This is a genomic window from Halorussus marinus, from assembly GCF_004765795.1.
Classification (GTDB): Archaea; Halobacteriota; Halobacteria; order Halobacteriales; family Haladaptataceae; genus Halorussus; species Halorussus marinus.
This window is the reverse complement of record NZ_SBIV01000007.1, coordinates 149,510-164,565: the sequence shown is the minus strand read 5'-3', so window position 1 is coordinate 164,565 and position 15,056 is coordinate 149,510. Positions and strand designations below refer to the sequence as shown.

General features: G+C 56.4%; 19 protein-coding genes and 4 pseudogenes. 10 read left to right on the top strand and 13 right to left on the bottom strand.

The features are described 5' to 3' along the window. Window positions 1-86: 86 nt before the first annotated feature. The 5 genes from EPY72_RS14685 to EPY72_RS14665 form a co-directional block, all read right to left on the bottom strand. Window positions 87-533, bottom strand: a complete 447-nt coding sequence (locus EPY72_RS14685; protein ID WP_135806935.1) for an SWIM zinc finger family protein — start codon at window positions 531-533, stop codon at window positions 87-89. Between the two features lie 176 nt (window positions 534-709). Beyond that, window positions 710-1,135 carry a type VII toxin-antitoxin system HepT family RNase toxin gene (hepT, locus tag EPY72_RS14680; protein WP_135806934.1) on the bottom strand — a complete coding sequence of 142 codons (426 nt, stop codon included), beginning with the start codon at window positions 1,133-1,135 and terminating at the stop codon, window positions 710-712. Beyond that, window positions 1,136-1,594, bottom strand: a complete 459-nt coding sequence (gene mntA, locus EPY72_RS14675) for a type VII toxin-antitoxin system MntA family adenylyltransferase antitoxin (protein WP_244605590.1) — start codon at window positions 1,592-1,594, stop codon at window positions 1,136-1,138. A gap of 19 nt (window positions 1,595-1,613) precedes the next feature. Continuing rightward, window positions 1,614-1,844 (bottom strand): DUF7557 family protein, encoded by a 231-nt coding sequence (locus EPY72_RS14670; protein WP_135806933.1) that lies wholly within the window; start codon window positions 1,842-1,844, stop codon window positions 1,614-1,616. A 117-nt stretch (window positions 1,845-1,961) separates the two neighbouring features. Next, window positions 1,962-2,342 (bottom strand): hypothetical protein, encoded by a 381-nt coding sequence (locus EPY72_RS14665; RefSeq protein WP_135806932.1) that lies wholly within the window; start codon window positions 2,340-2,342, stop codon window positions 1,962-1,964. A 74-nt stretch (window positions 2,343-2,416) separates the two neighbouring features. On the opposite strand from EPY72_RS14665, the pseudogene EPY72_RS14660 reads away from it, so the two are divergent. From EPY72_RS14660 to EPY72_RS14650, 3 genes and pseudogenes are all read left to right on the top strand, one after another. Beyond that, window positions 2,417-2,700 (top strand): annotated as a pseudogene (locus tag EPY72_RS14660) (restriction endonuclease); the annotation flags it as partial. A gap of 264 nt (window positions 2,701-2,964) precedes the next feature. Next, window positions 2,965-3,210, top strand: coding sequence for an AbrB/MazE/SpoVT family DNA-binding domain-containing protein (locus EPY72_RS14655; RefSeq protein ID WP_135806931.1), 246 nt, complete (start codon window positions 2,965-2,967; stop codon window positions 3,208-3,210). Further along, on the top strand, window positions 3,210-3,638 hold the full coding sequence (locus tag EPY72_RS14650) for a type II toxin-antitoxin system VapC family toxin (RefSeq protein WP_135806930.1): 429 nt from the start codon (window positions 3,210-3,212) through the stop codon (window positions 3,636-3,638). Before EPY72_RS14655 ends, EPY72_RS14650 begins: the two co-directional genes overlap by 1 nt. A gap of 415 nt (window positions 3,639-4,053) precedes the next feature. Here the strand turns inward: EPY72_RS14650 and EPY72_RS14645 are convergent. The 5 genes and pseudogenes from EPY72_RS14645 to EPY72_RS14620 form a co-directional block, all read right to left on the bottom strand. Next, window positions 4,054-4,278, bottom strand: a pseudogene (locus EPY72_RS14645) (hypothetical protein); the annotation flags it as partial. A gap of 175 nt (window positions 4,279-4,453) precedes the next feature. Further along, entirely contained in the window at window positions 4,454-5,623 is a 1,170-nt protein-coding gene (locus EPY72_RS14640; RefSeq protein WP_135806929.1) for an ISH3 family transposase, read from the bottom strand. A 329-nt stretch (window positions 5,624-5,952) separates the two neighbouring features. Continuing rightward, window positions 5,953-6,399: a toxin-antitoxin system TumE family protein gene (locus tag EPY72_RS14630; RefSeq protein WP_135806927.1), complete on the bottom strand. Its 447-nt coding sequence runs from the start codon at window positions 6,397-6,399 to the stop codon at window positions 5,953-5,955. Further along, a complete protein-coding gene (locus tag EPY72_RS14625; RefSeq protein WP_135806957.1) occupies window positions 6,392-6,958 on the bottom strand; it encodes a DUF7342 family protein in 567 nt (188 codons plus the stop codon). Before EPY72_RS14625 ends, EPY72_RS14630 begins: the two co-directional genes overlap by 8 nt. 98 nt (window positions 6,959-7,056) lie before the next feature. Further along, on the bottom strand, window positions 7,057-7,548 hold the full coding sequence (locus EPY72_RS14620; protein ID WP_135806926.1) for a DUF7995 family protein: 492 nt from the start codon (window positions 7,546-7,548) through the stop codon (window positions 7,057-7,059). A gap of 228 nt (window positions 7,549-7,776) precedes the next feature. Here EPY72_RS14620 and EPY72_RS14615 point away from each other — a divergent pair, with 228 nt between their 5' ends. Then, window positions 7,777-8,166: a DUF2237 family protein gene (locus tag EPY72_RS14615; RefSeq protein WP_135806925.1), complete on the top strand. Its 390-nt coding sequence runs from the start codon at window positions 7,777-7,779 to the stop codon at window positions 8,164-8,166. A 113-nt stretch (window positions 8,167-8,279) separates the two neighbouring features. Here the strand turns inward: EPY72_RS14615 and EPY72_RS14610 are convergent, their stop codons facing one another. Further along, the gene (locus tag EPY72_RS14610) at window positions 8,280-9,170 is read right to left on the bottom strand and encodes a biosurfactant protein 1 (RefSeq protein WP_135806924.1); all 891 of its coding nucleotides are present in this window, start codon (window positions 9,168-9,170) and stop codon (window positions 8,280-8,282) included. 140 nt (window positions 9,171-9,310) lie between these two features. On the opposite strand from EPY72_RS14610, the pseudogene EPY72_RS19860 reads away from it, so the two are divergent. The 3 genes and pseudogenes from EPY72_RS19860 to EPY72_RS20185 form a co-directional block, all read left to right on the top strand. Beyond that, window positions 9,311-10,150 (top strand): annotated as a pseudogene (locus EPY72_RS19860) (GAF domain-containing protein); the annotation flags it as partial. After that, window positions 10,148-10,807, top strand: coding sequence for a sensor histidine kinase (locus EPY72_RS19855; protein WP_280178001.1), 660 nt, complete (start codon window positions 10,148-10,150; stop codon window positions 10,805-10,807). The pseudogene EPY72_RS19860 and the gene EPY72_RS19855, both read left to right, overlap by 3 nt. Before the next feature lie 29 nt (window positions 10,808-10,836). Beyond that, window positions 10,837-11,486, top strand: a pseudogene (locus EPY72_RS20185) (IS6 family transposase). Window positions 11,487-11,974: 488 nt separating this feature from the next. On the opposite strand, the gene EPY72_RS14595 reads toward EPY72_RS20185, so the two are convergent. Together EPY72_RS14595 and EPY72_RS14590 are read right to left on the bottom strand one after the other, a co-directional pair. Continuing rightward, the gene (locus tag EPY72_RS14595) at window positions 11,975-12,325 is read right to left on the bottom strand and encodes a type II toxin-antitoxin system PemK/MazF family toxin (RefSeq protein ID WP_135806922.1); all 351 of its coding nucleotides are present in this window, start codon (window positions 12,323-12,325) and stop codon (window positions 11,975-11,977) included. Continuing rightward, window positions 12,322-12,693, bottom strand: a complete 372-nt coding sequence (locus EPY72_RS14590) for a MarR family transcriptional regulator (protein ID WP_135806921.1) — start codon at window positions 12,691-12,693, stop codon at window positions 12,322-12,324. Before EPY72_RS14590 ends, EPY72_RS14595 begins: the two co-directional genes overlap by 4 nt. 201 nt (window positions 12,694-12,894) lie before the next feature. Between EPY72_RS14590 and EPY72_RS14585 the strand changes: the two genes are divergently transcribed. The 3 genes from EPY72_RS14585 to EPY72_RS14575 all read left to right on the top strand — a co-directional run bounded on the left by EPY72_RS14585 (window position 12,895) and on the right by EPY72_RS14575 (window position 14,862). Next, window positions 12,895-13,326, top strand: coding sequence for a TRAM domain-containing protein (locus EPY72_RS14585; protein WP_135806920.1), 432 nt, complete (start codon window positions 12,895-12,897; stop codon window positions 13,324-13,326). A 265-nt stretch (window positions 13,327-13,591) separates the two neighbouring features. Next, complete coding sequence (locus EPY72_RS14580; RefSeq protein ID WP_135806919.1) at window positions 13,592-14,467, top strand: ParA family protein; 876 nt, start codon at window positions 13,592-13,594, stop codon at window positions 14,465-14,467. Continuing rightward, window positions 14,464-14,862, top strand: a complete 399-nt coding sequence (locus EPY72_RS14575) for a DUF7970 domain-containing protein (protein WP_135806918.1) — start codon at window positions 14,464-14,466, stop codon at window positions 14,860-14,862. The genes EPY72_RS14580 and EPY72_RS14575 overlap by 4 nt, the downstream gene beginning before the upstream one ends. The last annotated feature ends 194 nt before the right edge of the window (window positions 14,863-15,056 follow it).

Genomic DNA, 15,056 nt, shown 5'->3' with positions numbered 1-15,056 from the left:
GATGGCTCTCCAAGCGGCTGTTCTCATCACAAAGGCAACTATACCGCGTGGCAGAACGTACAGGGGTCGTCTTGACGTACAGAGTGCTATTCAGGGAGGTCACGTCGTCCAGTCCGGTAGCACTCCCAGCACGGGAAATCGCTAGAGAGGTCCGCACAGTCGCAGTCTGGCTCGTCGGCCTCCGCTTGTTCTTCGGAGTTCCCCTCGTGGTCACGCACTTGGTTTGAGGGTTGAACAGTCTCGCCACCGTCGGCGAGAAGTTGGTGATGGCGGACAGCGTCGAGAATGGGTCGGCGGAGTGCAACAGCGACGCGGTGTTTGCACTCCCCGCTGTATTTCGCGTCTGCCGGGCACGTACACGCTGTCGGCAGGTCGTCCTCGATTCGGACGGTGTACTCGTGATTCTCTGGGTCGGCGTAGCTCCCGTTCCGAACACGCACATCACCGTTTTGGAGTTCGAATTCGAGGGCTTCGTACTGGGCGCGTTTCCGGACGCTACTCGTCGTCTTGAGTCTTGCAAGTGGTGTCGTCATTGTGTTCGTGAGGCACTGAGAAGTGGAGTGCCCCGCACCCTTTGGGGGCAGAAAAACTAACCGAACGGCTCTAACTCGTCCATTGAAGCGACGTATCTATCTCGTTCTGAAACGTATGGAGCGACTCTCTTTGTGGACGAGAACTGCTTCTTATCTGCATCTGGGTGGGTCGTTATTCAATCGAGTTGTTGGAACCACTGAGCGAGTTCCTGTTGGAAGCGAGTGAACCACTGCAAGTCATCGTGGAGCACGTCGTACACAACGTCGTGGTCGACGTCGCCGTATCTGTGCGCGAGAATATTTCGAAACCCGACTGCTTCTTCGAGTTTCGCCTGCGTCTCGTTCGAGATGATGTCTGCTTCCCCAAGCGCCTGTATCTCCTGTTTGGCGGTTCCGCTCGGGGAGAGATTCTCTGTCGACCGAACGTGCTGAGCGAGGTCGATACACGCCTGAATAAGATTCATCAACGTCCGCTCGACTGCTCGCTGGGTCACTATATCGTCGACGTACTCGGCTTTCGAGAGACCTCGCATCTGTTTGAGGTCCTCAATGTATTGGTTGATATGGCGGAGTTTGTCAACGAACACGTCTTCGTTGACCATCTATACGTCTCCGCTTGCTAATCGGTCGATGAATTCACGCTGTTGGCGCTTTCGCTCGTCGACCGTTGACTCATACTCGTCTTTGATTTGCTCGTGGTAGGTCTCGACAACCTGCTCGTCGCCAGTGAGCAGGAGACCATCTTGGAGAGCGGCGTGTGCGACAGCTGTCGGGAGCTGTTCGATATCGCTTACGTCCACAAACTCCTCGGCATACTGCTGGAGGTCCGCATCGATCTGGTTACGCAACTGAAATCGTTCCCGAGCGTCCAACATCTCGGGGAACCGGAGTGCGATGTCCACGTCTGAGTCCGGTTCAGCAGTTCCGCGTGCGTGCGAACCGAAGAGAATCGCAAAGACGACTCGCTCTTGGTCGAGATATGACCGCAGTCGGTCGAGTTCGACGCGTTCGACCGCGGAGTCGTCTGTATGCACCATACGTACGTGTTCATCGTCCCGCATAATATAGTTGTGTTGCCGATTAGTCGAAACGCTCGTCAAGTTCACGGACCTCGGCAGCATCTTCTTCCTCTAGTAGCTTGATCGCGTCTCGCATCTCGTCCACTTGCTCGCTGTCGAAGACATCCTGAAGGTCACGGAGCGAACGGTTGTCGATGAGGCGCTCGATAGTCTCACTAAACGACTCGCCCTCGTGTTTATTTGCTTCGATGCGCTGGTAGAGGTCGTCATTAAGCCGAACGTGGCGCGACATCCTCGTCGACTTGCCACCGAAGTTGAATCAGTATTTGGGTCACTCACGAAACCTCTTCTGACACTCCCTGAAACCGGGTTCAGCGACAACATCCGTCCTGATAGGACGCGCCACCATTCAATCCTCAATCGGCTCAAGAGTCCGAAGGTCTGCTCGCAGGACGTCGCCACGCCGGACGACGTATCGAGCGGCAAGTACTGAGAACCGACACTTCGTGAACCCAGCCGTTTGAATATCGAGTTCGTCGTCCTCTTCGACGTACGTTGCGAGTGCTCGAAGGAACTCGTGGGTCTGCTGTCCTGCTTCGTAGTCTGGCAGGCCGTTTTCTCGACGCCCGTAGACCTCGAATGCGTCGTAGCCCCAAATCGAGAGTCGGTCGTCGTCGTCGACCTCCCATTCGAGCATTCCGAAACAGTATGATTCGCAGAGTTCCCGAACTGCCTGTGCATTGGTGACGGTGACACCGTTCGACGTTGTTGCTGCTTGGAGTGTTGCCATGTTTCTCGGACAGGGAATGTTGTCCCCGCACCCTTTCTGGGGTTGAAAAATACATCGTAATCGCAGGTCTCAATCGGATTTACACGTACTGTCCGAACTGTGGAGCGATTGCCTGTGGTCGCCACACCAAGACCGAGCGGCTGGAACAAGAGCCGGTCTGTACAGGCTGTGCGGTCACTGAGCGGTTCGCGCTGAAGACGAAGTACTTCTAGACGAAGAGAACCTCGAAACGTTCCGTGAGGAATATGCTGAAATGCCGCTTCACGAGAAAGCATTGGAGAACAAGCTGCTGGCCAGCGGTATGGGCGCGACGCTACTGGTCATCGTCGGCCTGCTCATCATCGGCGGCATCATCTAGAACGGCTGTGCTCTCATGCGGGTCAGCGACGGTGCTGTGAGAGTGAAGTTCAGCGACCTGTGGAACTGCCACTTGCCCGCTCGAACACTTCTTCTCCAGCTTTAAGCAGATACCTGAACGGATAATGTCCGTTGGAGGGGTTGGACGACAACAACGCCACTGAGCCGTCCCGGGCAGAGTCGACTGAGGGTGTAGTGAGTAGACGATGCACTCCAACCCACATGTGGAGAAACATGTATAGGCGTGGAGAGGGTACGTCCACGTATGGCAGCTGAAGAAGGGCCCGAGGAAACGAAAGTCAGCGACCGCGGAATGGTCACAATCCCGGCGGACCTCCGCCGGTATCTCGACATTGAGCCGGGCGATAAGCTCCGGTGGACCACTGACGAAGAGGGAGGTCTCTCGGTCGAAATCGTCCATCAGCGAGAGGGCGTTTTTGACGACTTCGAACCCGTAGACGCTGGGGAGACGAACGCGGTTGAAGCTGAGGCCGAGTTCGGGACCGAGTAATGGCAGTTGCTCTCCTAGACACGAACGTTCTCTTCGCTAGTGCCAGTGCCCGCGATGAGTACCACGACCGCGCCCGGGAGATCGTCCGCGGAATCGACCACGGTGAGCTCCCAGACGCTCTCATCACGAACTACGTGGTCGCGGAGACGCTGAACCTTTCACGTGAAAAACTCGGTGCAGGCCCGGCAAATCAGATGCTGGACCGGCTTATCGAGGGTGCGCACTTCGAGATAGTCCACGCTCCGAAGGCGGATTTCAACGCCGCACAGGCCCTTTTCCGGCGGTACAATGAACTCTCCTTCGTGGATGCGACTCTCGTGGCGTATCTGGAACGGGAAGATATTGAATACCTCTACTCTTTTGATGACGACTTTGACACGATTAACGGCCTGACACGGCTGTATACGTCCGATAACCCGTTCAGCTGACTCGAAGGCACTACGAATTCAACCGTCTTATCCATCATCTTTATCTGGACTGCTATTGACTGGATCGTCGAGTTTTATTTCAAGATACGGCAATCCCATCTCCATTTTGAACGGCGTGTTCACCGAACTGATAGAACGCACTAACCGCTAACGGAAAATTACGGATAATTTTATACTAGTGTTGGACTGGAACGTACCGAGTCGGTGGTAGCTATTTGACAAACAATACTAAAGCGATATATAAGGGTCTTCAGCTTTACTTTACAAACAGCGATTTCGGAGTTCGTTCCAGCCACCGATACTCGAATGACGAACCGTTGGTCGCTCTACAGTAACTCGGACTTCATGCACTCCTTCGGGAGAACGAAAAACTCACCGTGGTCACTCCGTCACGTTCCCTGGCTAGCTCGGGGACTCAGTAGTGAACGTCTGCTAGGACAATCCAAAGATTCTCGTTCTCCTCAAGGATGCGGTCGAGGTGGTCTTGATGCCGAATGCCACTACCATGTTCGTCGTACAGAAAGATGGTGGGGCCCTCGTACGCGCCAACTTGGTGGAACGCATGCCGGGCAAGCCCGTCGTCGCGCATGATCTCCTCGTCGCTCAGGTCCTCAAGCGCGTCTCTCACGCGGTCGAGGTTCAGTACCTCACAAAGCATCGCCAGTTAGCCTGACCTGAGACACCTGTTCTGTTGGGATGAGTCGTCGCTACTGGTCAAGCAACGCTGATCGAAGAGGGAGTTGTCGCTGTCGGCGGCGGTCAGCCGCCGACGCGACAACGTTGCCACTCGTGAAGGGAGCTTGCTCGATCAGTGACTACCGGTAGAACCGGTCGTCAGGCGGCCGGTTCGCGGGGACGGCCCGACGCACCGCGAGGGCCGTCCACGCAGCCCGCCGAACCATATTCACGAACTCCTTGTACGGCCACCACCAGAGGCGACGCCCGCCTCGGCGAGGCGTCGCCACATATTCGTAGTGCAGATACCGCCACGTGTTCTGCAACAGCAGGCTCACCACGACGTACAGCAGTTTCACCGTTGCGTCTCGCGTCGTTGTCGTCGCTATCGCTTGCTCGGACAAGCGATAGCTTGACTCGATACCGAAGCGTTTCGAGTAGTGGTATCGAGCGTCGCGTGGAGTCTCGATGAACGGCGCGTCAGCGGCGTAGCCGTGACGCGCCACGCCGTGGTCGTCGTACTTCCCGTTCAGGTACGTACAGTCGATGTAGACGGGAAACTCGACGGTCCAGCTGTGACCGTCGAGTTTCCCTGTCAGATCGTGTTCGATGACGCGCCTCCACCCTTCCGAGAGTTCTTGCTGAATCGCCTCACCCCACCGGATGATCGGGACAACGTACGCGTAGTTGTGCGCTTGAAGCAACGTGAGACACTTGCTGTCGTAGAATCCACGATCGAGGAAGACGGCCTTGACCTCGGTGTCAAGGCCGTCGAGAACACCAAGGAACTCAGCGAGGACACTGCTGGCGGTGTCGCCGTCTTCGAGACGGCGCACCGCCAGCGTATAGCGCTTGTTCTTCACGCGTGCGTAGAGCGTCGTGTACGCGTGGAATGCGGTGGTTCCCCGCTTCGCTTCCGAGTGGTAGAGGGCGTCTGTGTCGTCTTCGTCATCGTAGTAGGGCCGCAGGTGGAGGTCTGCGCAGACTTCCACCTGCTCGGGAAGCAGTTCGACGACATCCTGCCGAAGGAGTGTGTTAGCGACTTGTTCGAGCCGTTCGGGCTCGAACTTCGTCCGGAGATGGTAGAGGATCGTGTTCGCCGATGGCGAGTCGTCACTGGAGTTGCAGAGCGTCGAGATCGAGGTTCCGTCGGCGGTTGCGCCGACGAGAACCTCGTAGATGTCCTCTGCATCGATTTCAGCGTTGTTGGCGAGGTTCAGGGAAACTTCCTCGTCAACCGGCTTGACGAGGAAGTTAAGGAGCTGGTCTTCGTGGATTTCACTGTCTGCTTGCTGCTGGTGCTTGGACACATCTTCAGCAAGCAGACGTTCTAACTAACCGGCTTTGTGAGGTACTGAGACTCGGCTCTGGTGTCACCCGCTCTTGACCGGGTTGTTTTTCTACGACAGCGCGTCCGCGTCGCCGGTAGCCGACGTAGACGATATCCTGTTTCTGGTTTGGCCGTGTCTGTTCGAGTGATTGCGAGTCGGTTGTTCCACTCATGGTTTGATTCGAGGGACTACTTCGAGTGCCCCCGCACCCCTTAGGGGGTGAAAAACTCACGCGGTCACTCCGTCACGGATCCACTAACTGAGTAGCTGTTCTGAACCCTACGAGAAGAGAAGACGACTTTTGACACTCACTCCCAGAACGCTTCGATTCGATCGTCTAAGTCCTCAAGAACGCTTGAGAGTATATCTCGCCAGTCGCTGGTGTACTCTGCATCGTCACCGGGCGTCGTTGCATCTGGCGGTGGGTGAAAGTGCGAGCGAGTGTTGTGGCTGTTCGGATGGCGGTCCCATCGACACTCCCATTGGTCGTCATCGGTGTACTGCTCGGAGTAGTGGACGCTGAAATCGTCCGTCTCGTACCATCGAATCTGGAGATAAGCTCGGTCGATGGCCGCCGGAAAGTATCCCATGTCGTATTCTGCCACAACGGAACTTGGCGCGTAGTCTGTCTGGAACACGACCTCCGAGAACCGTTGGCTTCGTTCGAGGTGTTGACCGATTTGTTCGAGAATCTCGGTATCAATGCCACCAACATCCGCGACATCCTCGTCGTCACCCGGCCGGTCGTCAGGCATCGACTCTGGCACCACCACTCGACGGATGACCGTTCTGCCGCGCCGTATCTAACAGCTCTGCCCGTCGCTCTAGTGTTTTCCACTCACTCACCGCTTCCCACATTTCTTCGACCGCCGACGCTCCAGTATCGTCTACGAGCGACACGTCATCCGGACTGTCAGCGTCGAATCGCGCCCGGTACTCCTCAAGCTGCGCCATCGTCTCTGTGAGTTCCTCGACGATTTCACTCTCGGAGTACTGTTCCCGAATCTGTTCGATTCTGCGCCACCGCAAATACGACTCGTTTCGCTCGTATCTCACCGGCCGCCCCGGAATCTCTCGCGTCATCCCCATCGAGGTGAACCATTCGAGATAGTCACGCGCAGTCTCGGTATCGCAGTCTGCTTGGTCTGCGATTTCAGCGACTTTGGTTGGTGTACGGAGTTGCAGGATAACACCGAGCAGTCGTTCCCTCGTTGGACCACCTTTCAGGACCTCTTCGGGTGCATCCCACTCGGTGAAATCTGGTGGTTCCTCGCCCGGATCTCGAACGTCCTCAGGGGTGTCAGTCAAATCCATCACTATCCTCCTGTTTCCTAACCGTTCGAGAGTCTCGGTCATATATCTAACGCAAGCTGAATTATTTCTGCTCGATGTAGCGGAGCTTGTCGCTCCGCTTAGTAGTGAACGTCAGCGGGGATGATCCAGAGATTTTCGCCCTCGTCGAGGATGCGGTCAAGCTGGTTTCGATGCCGAATACCGCTGCCGTGTTCGTCATACAGGAAGATGGTGGGACCGTCGTATGCGCCGACTTGGTGGAACGCATGCCGAGCGAGCCCGTCGTCGCGCATAATCTCCTCGTCGCTCAGTTCCTCAAGCACCTCTCGGACGCGGTCAAGATTCCGATTGAACTCGCTTTTCGTCGCGTCCCACCCCCGTTCCAGCAGTTCTTGCCCATCGTCGGATTCGACAGGCATTGCTACTGGCAGGTCGCCCCACCGGGCCTTCCCAGCGACTGATGTGTCTGCCTCGTCGAACGTCACGTAATAGTCGAACACAGCATCTGCGTGTGGGCTGGCCCCGACAAGTCGGTCGAACACCGTCTTTCCAGTCGCGAGTGCTTCGTCTCGTGTCGATGCCTCTACCAGCGAGTAAATCAACATATGCATTGGTTCTCACTTCGATCTGCCGACGCACGCGACTACACGCCGCGCTACTGCTTGGTGCGCCGGCACCCATTGCCGGCGCAGAAAAAACGCGGTCGACAATCAACCAACCGGGAGTTGTGACTTGCCCATAATTAACCACCAATTCACGAGACAACCCTCGACTTGTTGAGGGCGTCATCAAAGCAGTCACACGAAGAGATTTTTACTTACACAACACGACCGACCAGTATGTCCGAACAGAACGTTCTCGGCGGGGAACTTGCTCCCTGTAGTACTGATCCGACGACTGGCTACGAGCGCGACGGCTGTTGTGGAACGCATCCCAACGATCGGGGGAGACACGAATTCTGTGCGGTGATGACCGAGGAGTTTCTAACGTTCAGCAAAGAACAGGGGAACGACCTCGTGACGCCGCGTCCGGCATTACAGTTTCCCGGACTCAGCCCAGGCGATCGCTGGTGTCTCTGTCTCGGACGGTGGGTCGAAGCGCTCGAAGCCACGCGGGCCGAACGCCTCCCCGAGACGACTGTCCCGCCTGTAGTTCTCGAAGCGACCAACGAGGCAGTATTAGATGCCGTGGACTTGGAGACGCTCAAAGCCCACGCGTACGACGTGTGAATAGCGTTCAGGGCGAGATCGTGCGGCATCTCCCCTCCGTAGTTGATTTTCTTTCCGGCGTAGGAACCGTTCGCTGACGCCCTCTCTGACTATTGAATAACCTGATTTCCAGCTTACCGGTCTGCTCGGGGGTTCGGCCCGTATCGGGGCATCCTACATACCCGGCACTCCCACATCGGTTGGCCACTCCACTTGTCGTCAGGGACGTTCTCGAAGTCGAGGAATCGGTGCCTCGTATCGCGGTCGCATCCACGACACTCAAGGTGTCTCCTGTTCGGTCGCTCGCGTTGGTGGCTATCAGTCCTGGTCTCCTCGATAGATTGCTGGAATGCAATCGCAGGCACCAGCCACACGTCGTCTGCGTCCTCAAGAAGCGTCATAAGACGATTTTCATCATGAACGCCACGTCCGCTTTCGTCGTAGAGGAACGTCGCATGTTCGACATCGTGACGTGACTGCGTTGTGTCCTGCCACTCGGTTCGTTCACGGGCAGTTTCGAGCAACTGTCTCCCCAAGCCGGACGTAATCCGTACTGCTTCGGGAAGCGAAGGCCATTTGCTGGCAAGTTGTGATGCAGGCTCTTCGTCGAACTCGTAGATCAGCTGGCAGTCGTTGACTGCGGAGTCTCTGTCGGCCTTCACGAGGAGGCCCGCAGCTGCAATACCCTTCGCAACGGCGCTGTCGAACGTCGATGCTTCCACGACGAAATGAATAACGTGAAGCAGTGTCCTGTCAGTATCGGACCTCGACTGTTCCTCTTCGGAGCTATCGAGGTGGTTCACGAGACAGAACCTGCACTTTGTCCGCCCCGCAGGAATTGATGCTCCACAGGAGGAACACTCGCTCTCCGTTGCTGTCGTTTCGTTTGGATCTCTTGTAGCGACTGCATCTAGTCGCTGTTGGCGAGACTCCTCGACGCTACTATTGGAGAGTTTGTTGTCGGGAATATGCGTTGCTTCGCCGAGTGGCCGAAGTTCTTGGTGGTCCGAGTCCCGCTGAGTCATCAAGTAATGTAGTACTGCCTCGTCTTCGTATTTAAACGATAGCCCCTAGTCAACGGTCGTGTTTAGTTAAGAGTGCTCTGTTGAATCCGCTGACAGCGGCAGGATAGCGTCGCTCTGAAGGTGGAAGCGAAGCGGAGAGGGTGAATGTGCCTGAAGTCCTCTTCCGCTTCGTTAAACAAGCAGCATCGCTGGCTCAAAAGCGCTGTGCTGCCAGCCCCACGGCGGTGGTGAGCGACCCGGCTGGCCACGGATTTGCTGACTGGAAGCATCTGACGCTGCATTTCCTGCGGGTTCACATGGGAGCCACCTACCGCGAAATCGTCGATTGGGCGAGCGAGATGGATCGAGTGCGCGCCATCTTGCAGTTGGCCCGTATCGAGTTCCCGGCACCCTCGACGCTGTGGCGGTCGTTCGAGCGGGTGCCCACCCGTGTCTGGCGCCAACTGCTCGACCGATCTGCGGCCGCCTGCGATCCCGGCAACCACGGCGCCATGGATGCCACGTTCTTCGACCGACAAGCGGCATCCAACCACTACGTCGATCGCTCGGATCGCCACATACGGACGCTCAAAACGACGGCCCTGGTCGATACGGACTCGTGTGCCGTGCTTGACCTGCATTGTTCGGCACACTGGCCTCATGACACACAAGAGCATAGCACTGGTGAAGGAGCTCAGACGATCGTTGAAGCAGTTGGGCCACATGAACTCCTTCAACCGGGAGAGACCTGTCCGCTCTCGAAAGCGTATTGCCGGAAGACAATCCAAACGGACGATCTTCTGGCGATTGAAGATGCAATTGAATCGGGATGGGTTGATGACCCCGCGTATGAGACGTTCCAATTGGGGAGCTACATCGGAAGTAAGGTCATTGTTAACGGAGAGTTGTACGGAACGCTCTGTTTTGCAGGCTCTGAATCCCGTGAGATGGAATTCAGCCAGGAGGAACGAACGTTTCTCCGGTTCGCGTCGGAATGGATCGGATTCGAGATTGAGCGGGAGCAGGCTCGCTCAACACTGGAGCAGAAGAACGACCGCCTCGAAGAGTTTGCGGAGGTTCTTGGGCACGACTTACGGAATCCGCTCAACGTCGCCGAAGGACGACTCGAACTCATTCGGGACGAACACGAGAGTGAACACTTGGACGCCGTTGCCGATGCACATGATCGAATGGAGGCGCTTATCGAGGATCTATTGACTCGTGCGCGGCAACAAGAGGACAATATTGAGACTGAACCAGTCTCGCTGAGCAACGCAAGCAAATCGTGTTGGAAATATTTTAATACAGGGGATGCAGAACTCGTTTGTGAGACTGATAAAACGGTAAAGGCGAACCCGTCCCGGCTCAAAGAGTTACTAGAAAATCTCCTTCGGAATAGTCTCGAACACGCTGGAGACGATGTGACGATTGAGATCGGGTCTCTCCCCGATGGGTTCTACTTCGAAGACGATGGCACCGGAATCCCTGAAGAACAGCGTGAAGAAGTCCTCGAGCCGCTTCACACAACCACTGACGACGGAACTGGATTAGGCCTGAGCATCGTTTCAGATATTGCTGACTCCCACGGGTGGACCCTCTCGATAACAGACTCAAAACATGGCGGCGCACGATTCGAATTTACGGCACTGCTAGATTGAGGCTGAAGTAAGCGGAGTTCTTCGAGAAAGTGGGACATACCCGAAGTACTCCAGATAGAGGAACGGACTCGACGGACGTGGAGTTTTTTGACGAAGATCAGACGCGCACGTCAGCCTGGCTGATCAGGCTGGCGTGCGCCACTCATGCTGATTCGGCGTCGTTAGCAGAGTGTCGTGACCTCTGCAAGTGGTTCGGCGTCGAACGACGCCGAGCCATCATCCGTCATCGGTACCAAGCCTACGCTGACTACTATGAGCAGGAGTTCACAGCTGATCCAGATCGCGTTGCAGTCGATGAAAAAGCAGATCCAGCTGGCAAACAAAGAGAAAGTGTAGCTCTATGCCGCGATTGATGTTGAGTCGAAAGTCGTGCTCCACGCACGACTTTCGACGAATCGCGGCCATGACCCAACTGAAAAGTTCCTTGATGAATTGAAAGAGAAACACCGCGTCGAGGACGTGGAGTTTCTTGTTGACGGAATGGACTATCTCATTGCTCTTGCACGGACGAACCTCGATGGACACCTTGACTACTCTGAGCGAAACCTCGTTGAGATGCTCTTTCAGACGCTCACGATGCAGATTGCACGCTTTCACGAGACGTGGAACGGCAGTCAGATCAGCGCGGAGCGCCGGCTGACTGCTACACGGTTACTACAATCACCACCGCAGTCACTAAGCACTCCAGAACCAGCCACCGATCGAAGCTCTCAAATCGACCTCAATCTGGTAGTGCCACATCTGCCATAAAACGACCTGCTTAACACCTATTCCACACCACCGTTTCCGCTGAAAGAAGCCGATATTTCGCTCGGTATACGGTGTGTCTCCCGATCTCGCTCGCTCGGGATACCGACGTTGAGTGTTACGTACAGATAGCCTATTGCTCGACTGGAGAAACATCCTGAACGAATCCGCCGTCCTTGAATTCGTCCCGACAATCGTCACAAAGGGGGATCGTTTCGGTTTCTTCAACCACATATTCAATCTTCGTTGGTGTGGCGTCTCTCCTGCCCCACTCGTCGCACTCTATTAACTCACGAGAGTTAGTTCCCGAATAAGTGTATTTGGATTTTCCCAAAATAATCACAGAGACGGACTTCCATCGCATCTCTACCTAACGGCTGTTTTACCAGAATACCAGCCGAACAAAATACCAGAGTCAAGCTACTGAAGTTCTTCGACTAGAGCGGCAACGGCCTCGTCGACGAGATCGCTGGCAAGCCGGCCTTGCCAGAAGTCGATATCTTCGTGGTCGATTGATTGGACACCCCACGGAACGATTCGACTTTCATCCGGGGTTCCACCACGATGCCAGCTCCCCGCTGGAATCTCGATCAAGCCGTCCATCCATGATTTCGTTGTGAGCGTCACCGCGATATACTGCTCGCCGTGGAACGGACGGCCATCATGGTTCGAGAGAATGAGCCAGGGACGAGCGTCCTCCACGATTTTGAACGGATCATCCCCGTAGACGACGTCGCTACGCTCGAAAATTGGGGTCTCTTCGTTGGTCACTGTTCGTCCTCGACGCTGGGGTGCGGCTCACTTGGCGCGTGTTCACGCCAGGACTCTTCATCCTCTGTACCGAGCTGCTCGTTGAACAGTGCGGTCGCTCGTTCGTAGCCGCTGTACCCGTCAAGACGTTCCTCGTCGTCGGTCACCGCCCAATACGTTGCCTTGTGTTCCACGAGGTCTCGGTTCTTCAACCGTGAGAGCCCCGTACTGACCGCACCCTCGTCGACGCCGATCTGGGACGCGATTTCGCGGGCCTTGAACGCGCGATCCTCATTAGCGACGAGAAACCCGAGGACTTGATCGGGGACGGAGAGATCCGCGAGTTCGTCCTCGCTCGTGTTCTCGAAGGTATCTCGGTCGATGGACATCGTAGAGCAGAGATACGTCATCCACTGCAAAGAGTGTTAGGTGTGAAAGCTACGAAAATATTGAAGGAGTTACTCCGGCTATGGCTACAAAGCCGATCGGAGCCATATGCATTGAGACAGCCAGTCTCAACTACTGTTCGGAGGGTGGTTGATTCGCAGCGGAACCAAATTTCCTTTAGTCAGCCCGCCTAACAGCCCCTAATGGCAGAGATTTCCGATTCGCTCCGACTCCTCTACGAAACTCAACTCGAAAAGCACGACGATCGATACGTGATTCCGGTCCCGAACGCGGTCGTCGACGACAGCTCACTAACCACCGATGATGTGTACCGGGTTGCTCTGCTTGCGGCCCAACCCGACACGCAAGCAGCAGCCCCCGCGGAATCGGCTCTAGAAGGCGGTCAGAGTCCGGAACAGCCCGAGAATGGGGATCCACCTGTTGAAGTGGGGGATGTGCGGTCGGTGACGATCGAGACATTGGGCGACCAGGGGGACGGGATTGCGAAGGTCGAACGAGGGTTTATTGTTATCGTGCCTGGGACCCAGCCCGGTGATCAGGCCGACGTTGAGATTACCGACGTGAAGGAATCCGTCGCCTTTGCGGAGTTGTTGCACGAACCCGAAGCCCGATAGCGACCCCGCCACCCCGTCGCTGTCATCGGATTCGGTGGTAAACACCATGAACATGATTCATTAATCCACTCCATTACCCATTATCAGCACACACATTCATTAACGACATCCACCCCACCAATTCATTGTTTGTGTTCACTAGCCTTATTCATTCACTATGTTCACTCGTTGGGTTCGCTACTGGACCCAACCATACCACATAACGAACTACAGTAATGAATGAACACACCGAACTTTCAAGATGAATGGTGTCCATGGGGTGAGCATGTTAGCGTACTCGACGTACAGCGAAGCCGGCGGGGTTGGCAAAACGACGACCGCCGCGAATTTGGCAGTCGCACACGCCCGAGCAGGCCTGAACCCGCTCGTCGTCCCCCTCGACCCACAGGATGGCGACCTCTCCCGGCTCTTCGGCGTCGACACGGACCGCACCGAGTCCGTTGACAATCTCGTCCGGCACATGATTCGCCGCCCGAACGGCGATTTCGACGACCTCGTCCGAACCGTCGAAGGCGTCGACATCATCCCGGAACACAACATGCTCTCGGATCTCGCCGAATACCTGCAGCGCGAGAAAGACCAGGCAGAAGCAATGGGGGAAGCGTTCGGCATGCACGCCCAGTTACTCCGCGTGCTCCGCGACGCCGGCGTGCCCGACGAGTATGACGTCCTCATCTGTGACCCACCGGCAACCGAGGGCCCGCATCTCTACAACGCGATACACGCCACGCGCTCGCTCGTTATCCCCGTCGAACCGAGCGCAAAGGGGCGCGCGGCCGTCGAAGGCCTCGAGTCACTTGTCGGCGGCCTCGAGGACCAGCTCGACGTCGAGGTCGGCGTGCTTGCGGCGGTCCCAATTGGGTTCAAGGATACGCGCGACCAGCGGACGATTCTCGACGAAATCGACTACCCGATTCCCGAGATTATCGGGGAACGGGCGTCGCTGATGGAGGGCTGTTGGATGCAGCAGTGTTCGGCGTTCGAGTACGTCCGGGAACATCGAGATCGCCGGCGGGACTACGAAATCGAGACGCTCGCCCAGTTCGATCGGATCGCTCGCCACTTGGAGGAGCAGGTCGGCCTCGAGGCCCCGAATCCACCGGAACCCGGCGATCTTGACCACGAGGTGCTATCGGCATGACGGGCATGAAAGAAGGCGCCGGCGAGGACCCCTTCGCAGCGAACGATGACAGTACTGAGGTGGAGGAATCGACAGCGACTGAGACGACCGCGACAGAGTCCGAACCGGCGGAGACGGAGTCACCGCAGTCGGCTCGGCAGCAGCGGTCGATGCAGATCCCGTACAAATTCCGGCGTGATGGGGTCCAGGATGGCCGCGAGCGCGTCCCATTGTTCCTGCAGGGCGAAACCAAAAGCGCGGAACGTGACGCCCAGCGAGAGCTTGAGGACCGCTTCGACGACGACGTCTCGCTTACCGACCTTCGAGAGGCGCTGATGAAGGCCGGGTTGGACCATCTCGACGAGGTCGAAGGCCATCTCGAAGAGTGGGGCTACGGCATGACCTTCGAGGAGTGACAGCAATGGCTGAGCAGACGCTGCGGTAGACAGAGTAACGGTTGGACGCGTTCCAAGTGTTCCGTAGAACGCGCACGAGTTGCTCTGTTGAACCCGTCAACTGCGGACGGATTCTGGGCTTCGGTCGGTAAGTACAGAAGATTAAATGCCCAGCCACTACAGTCTGTCTGCTGAGCGATTGAGGGTGTGAGAAG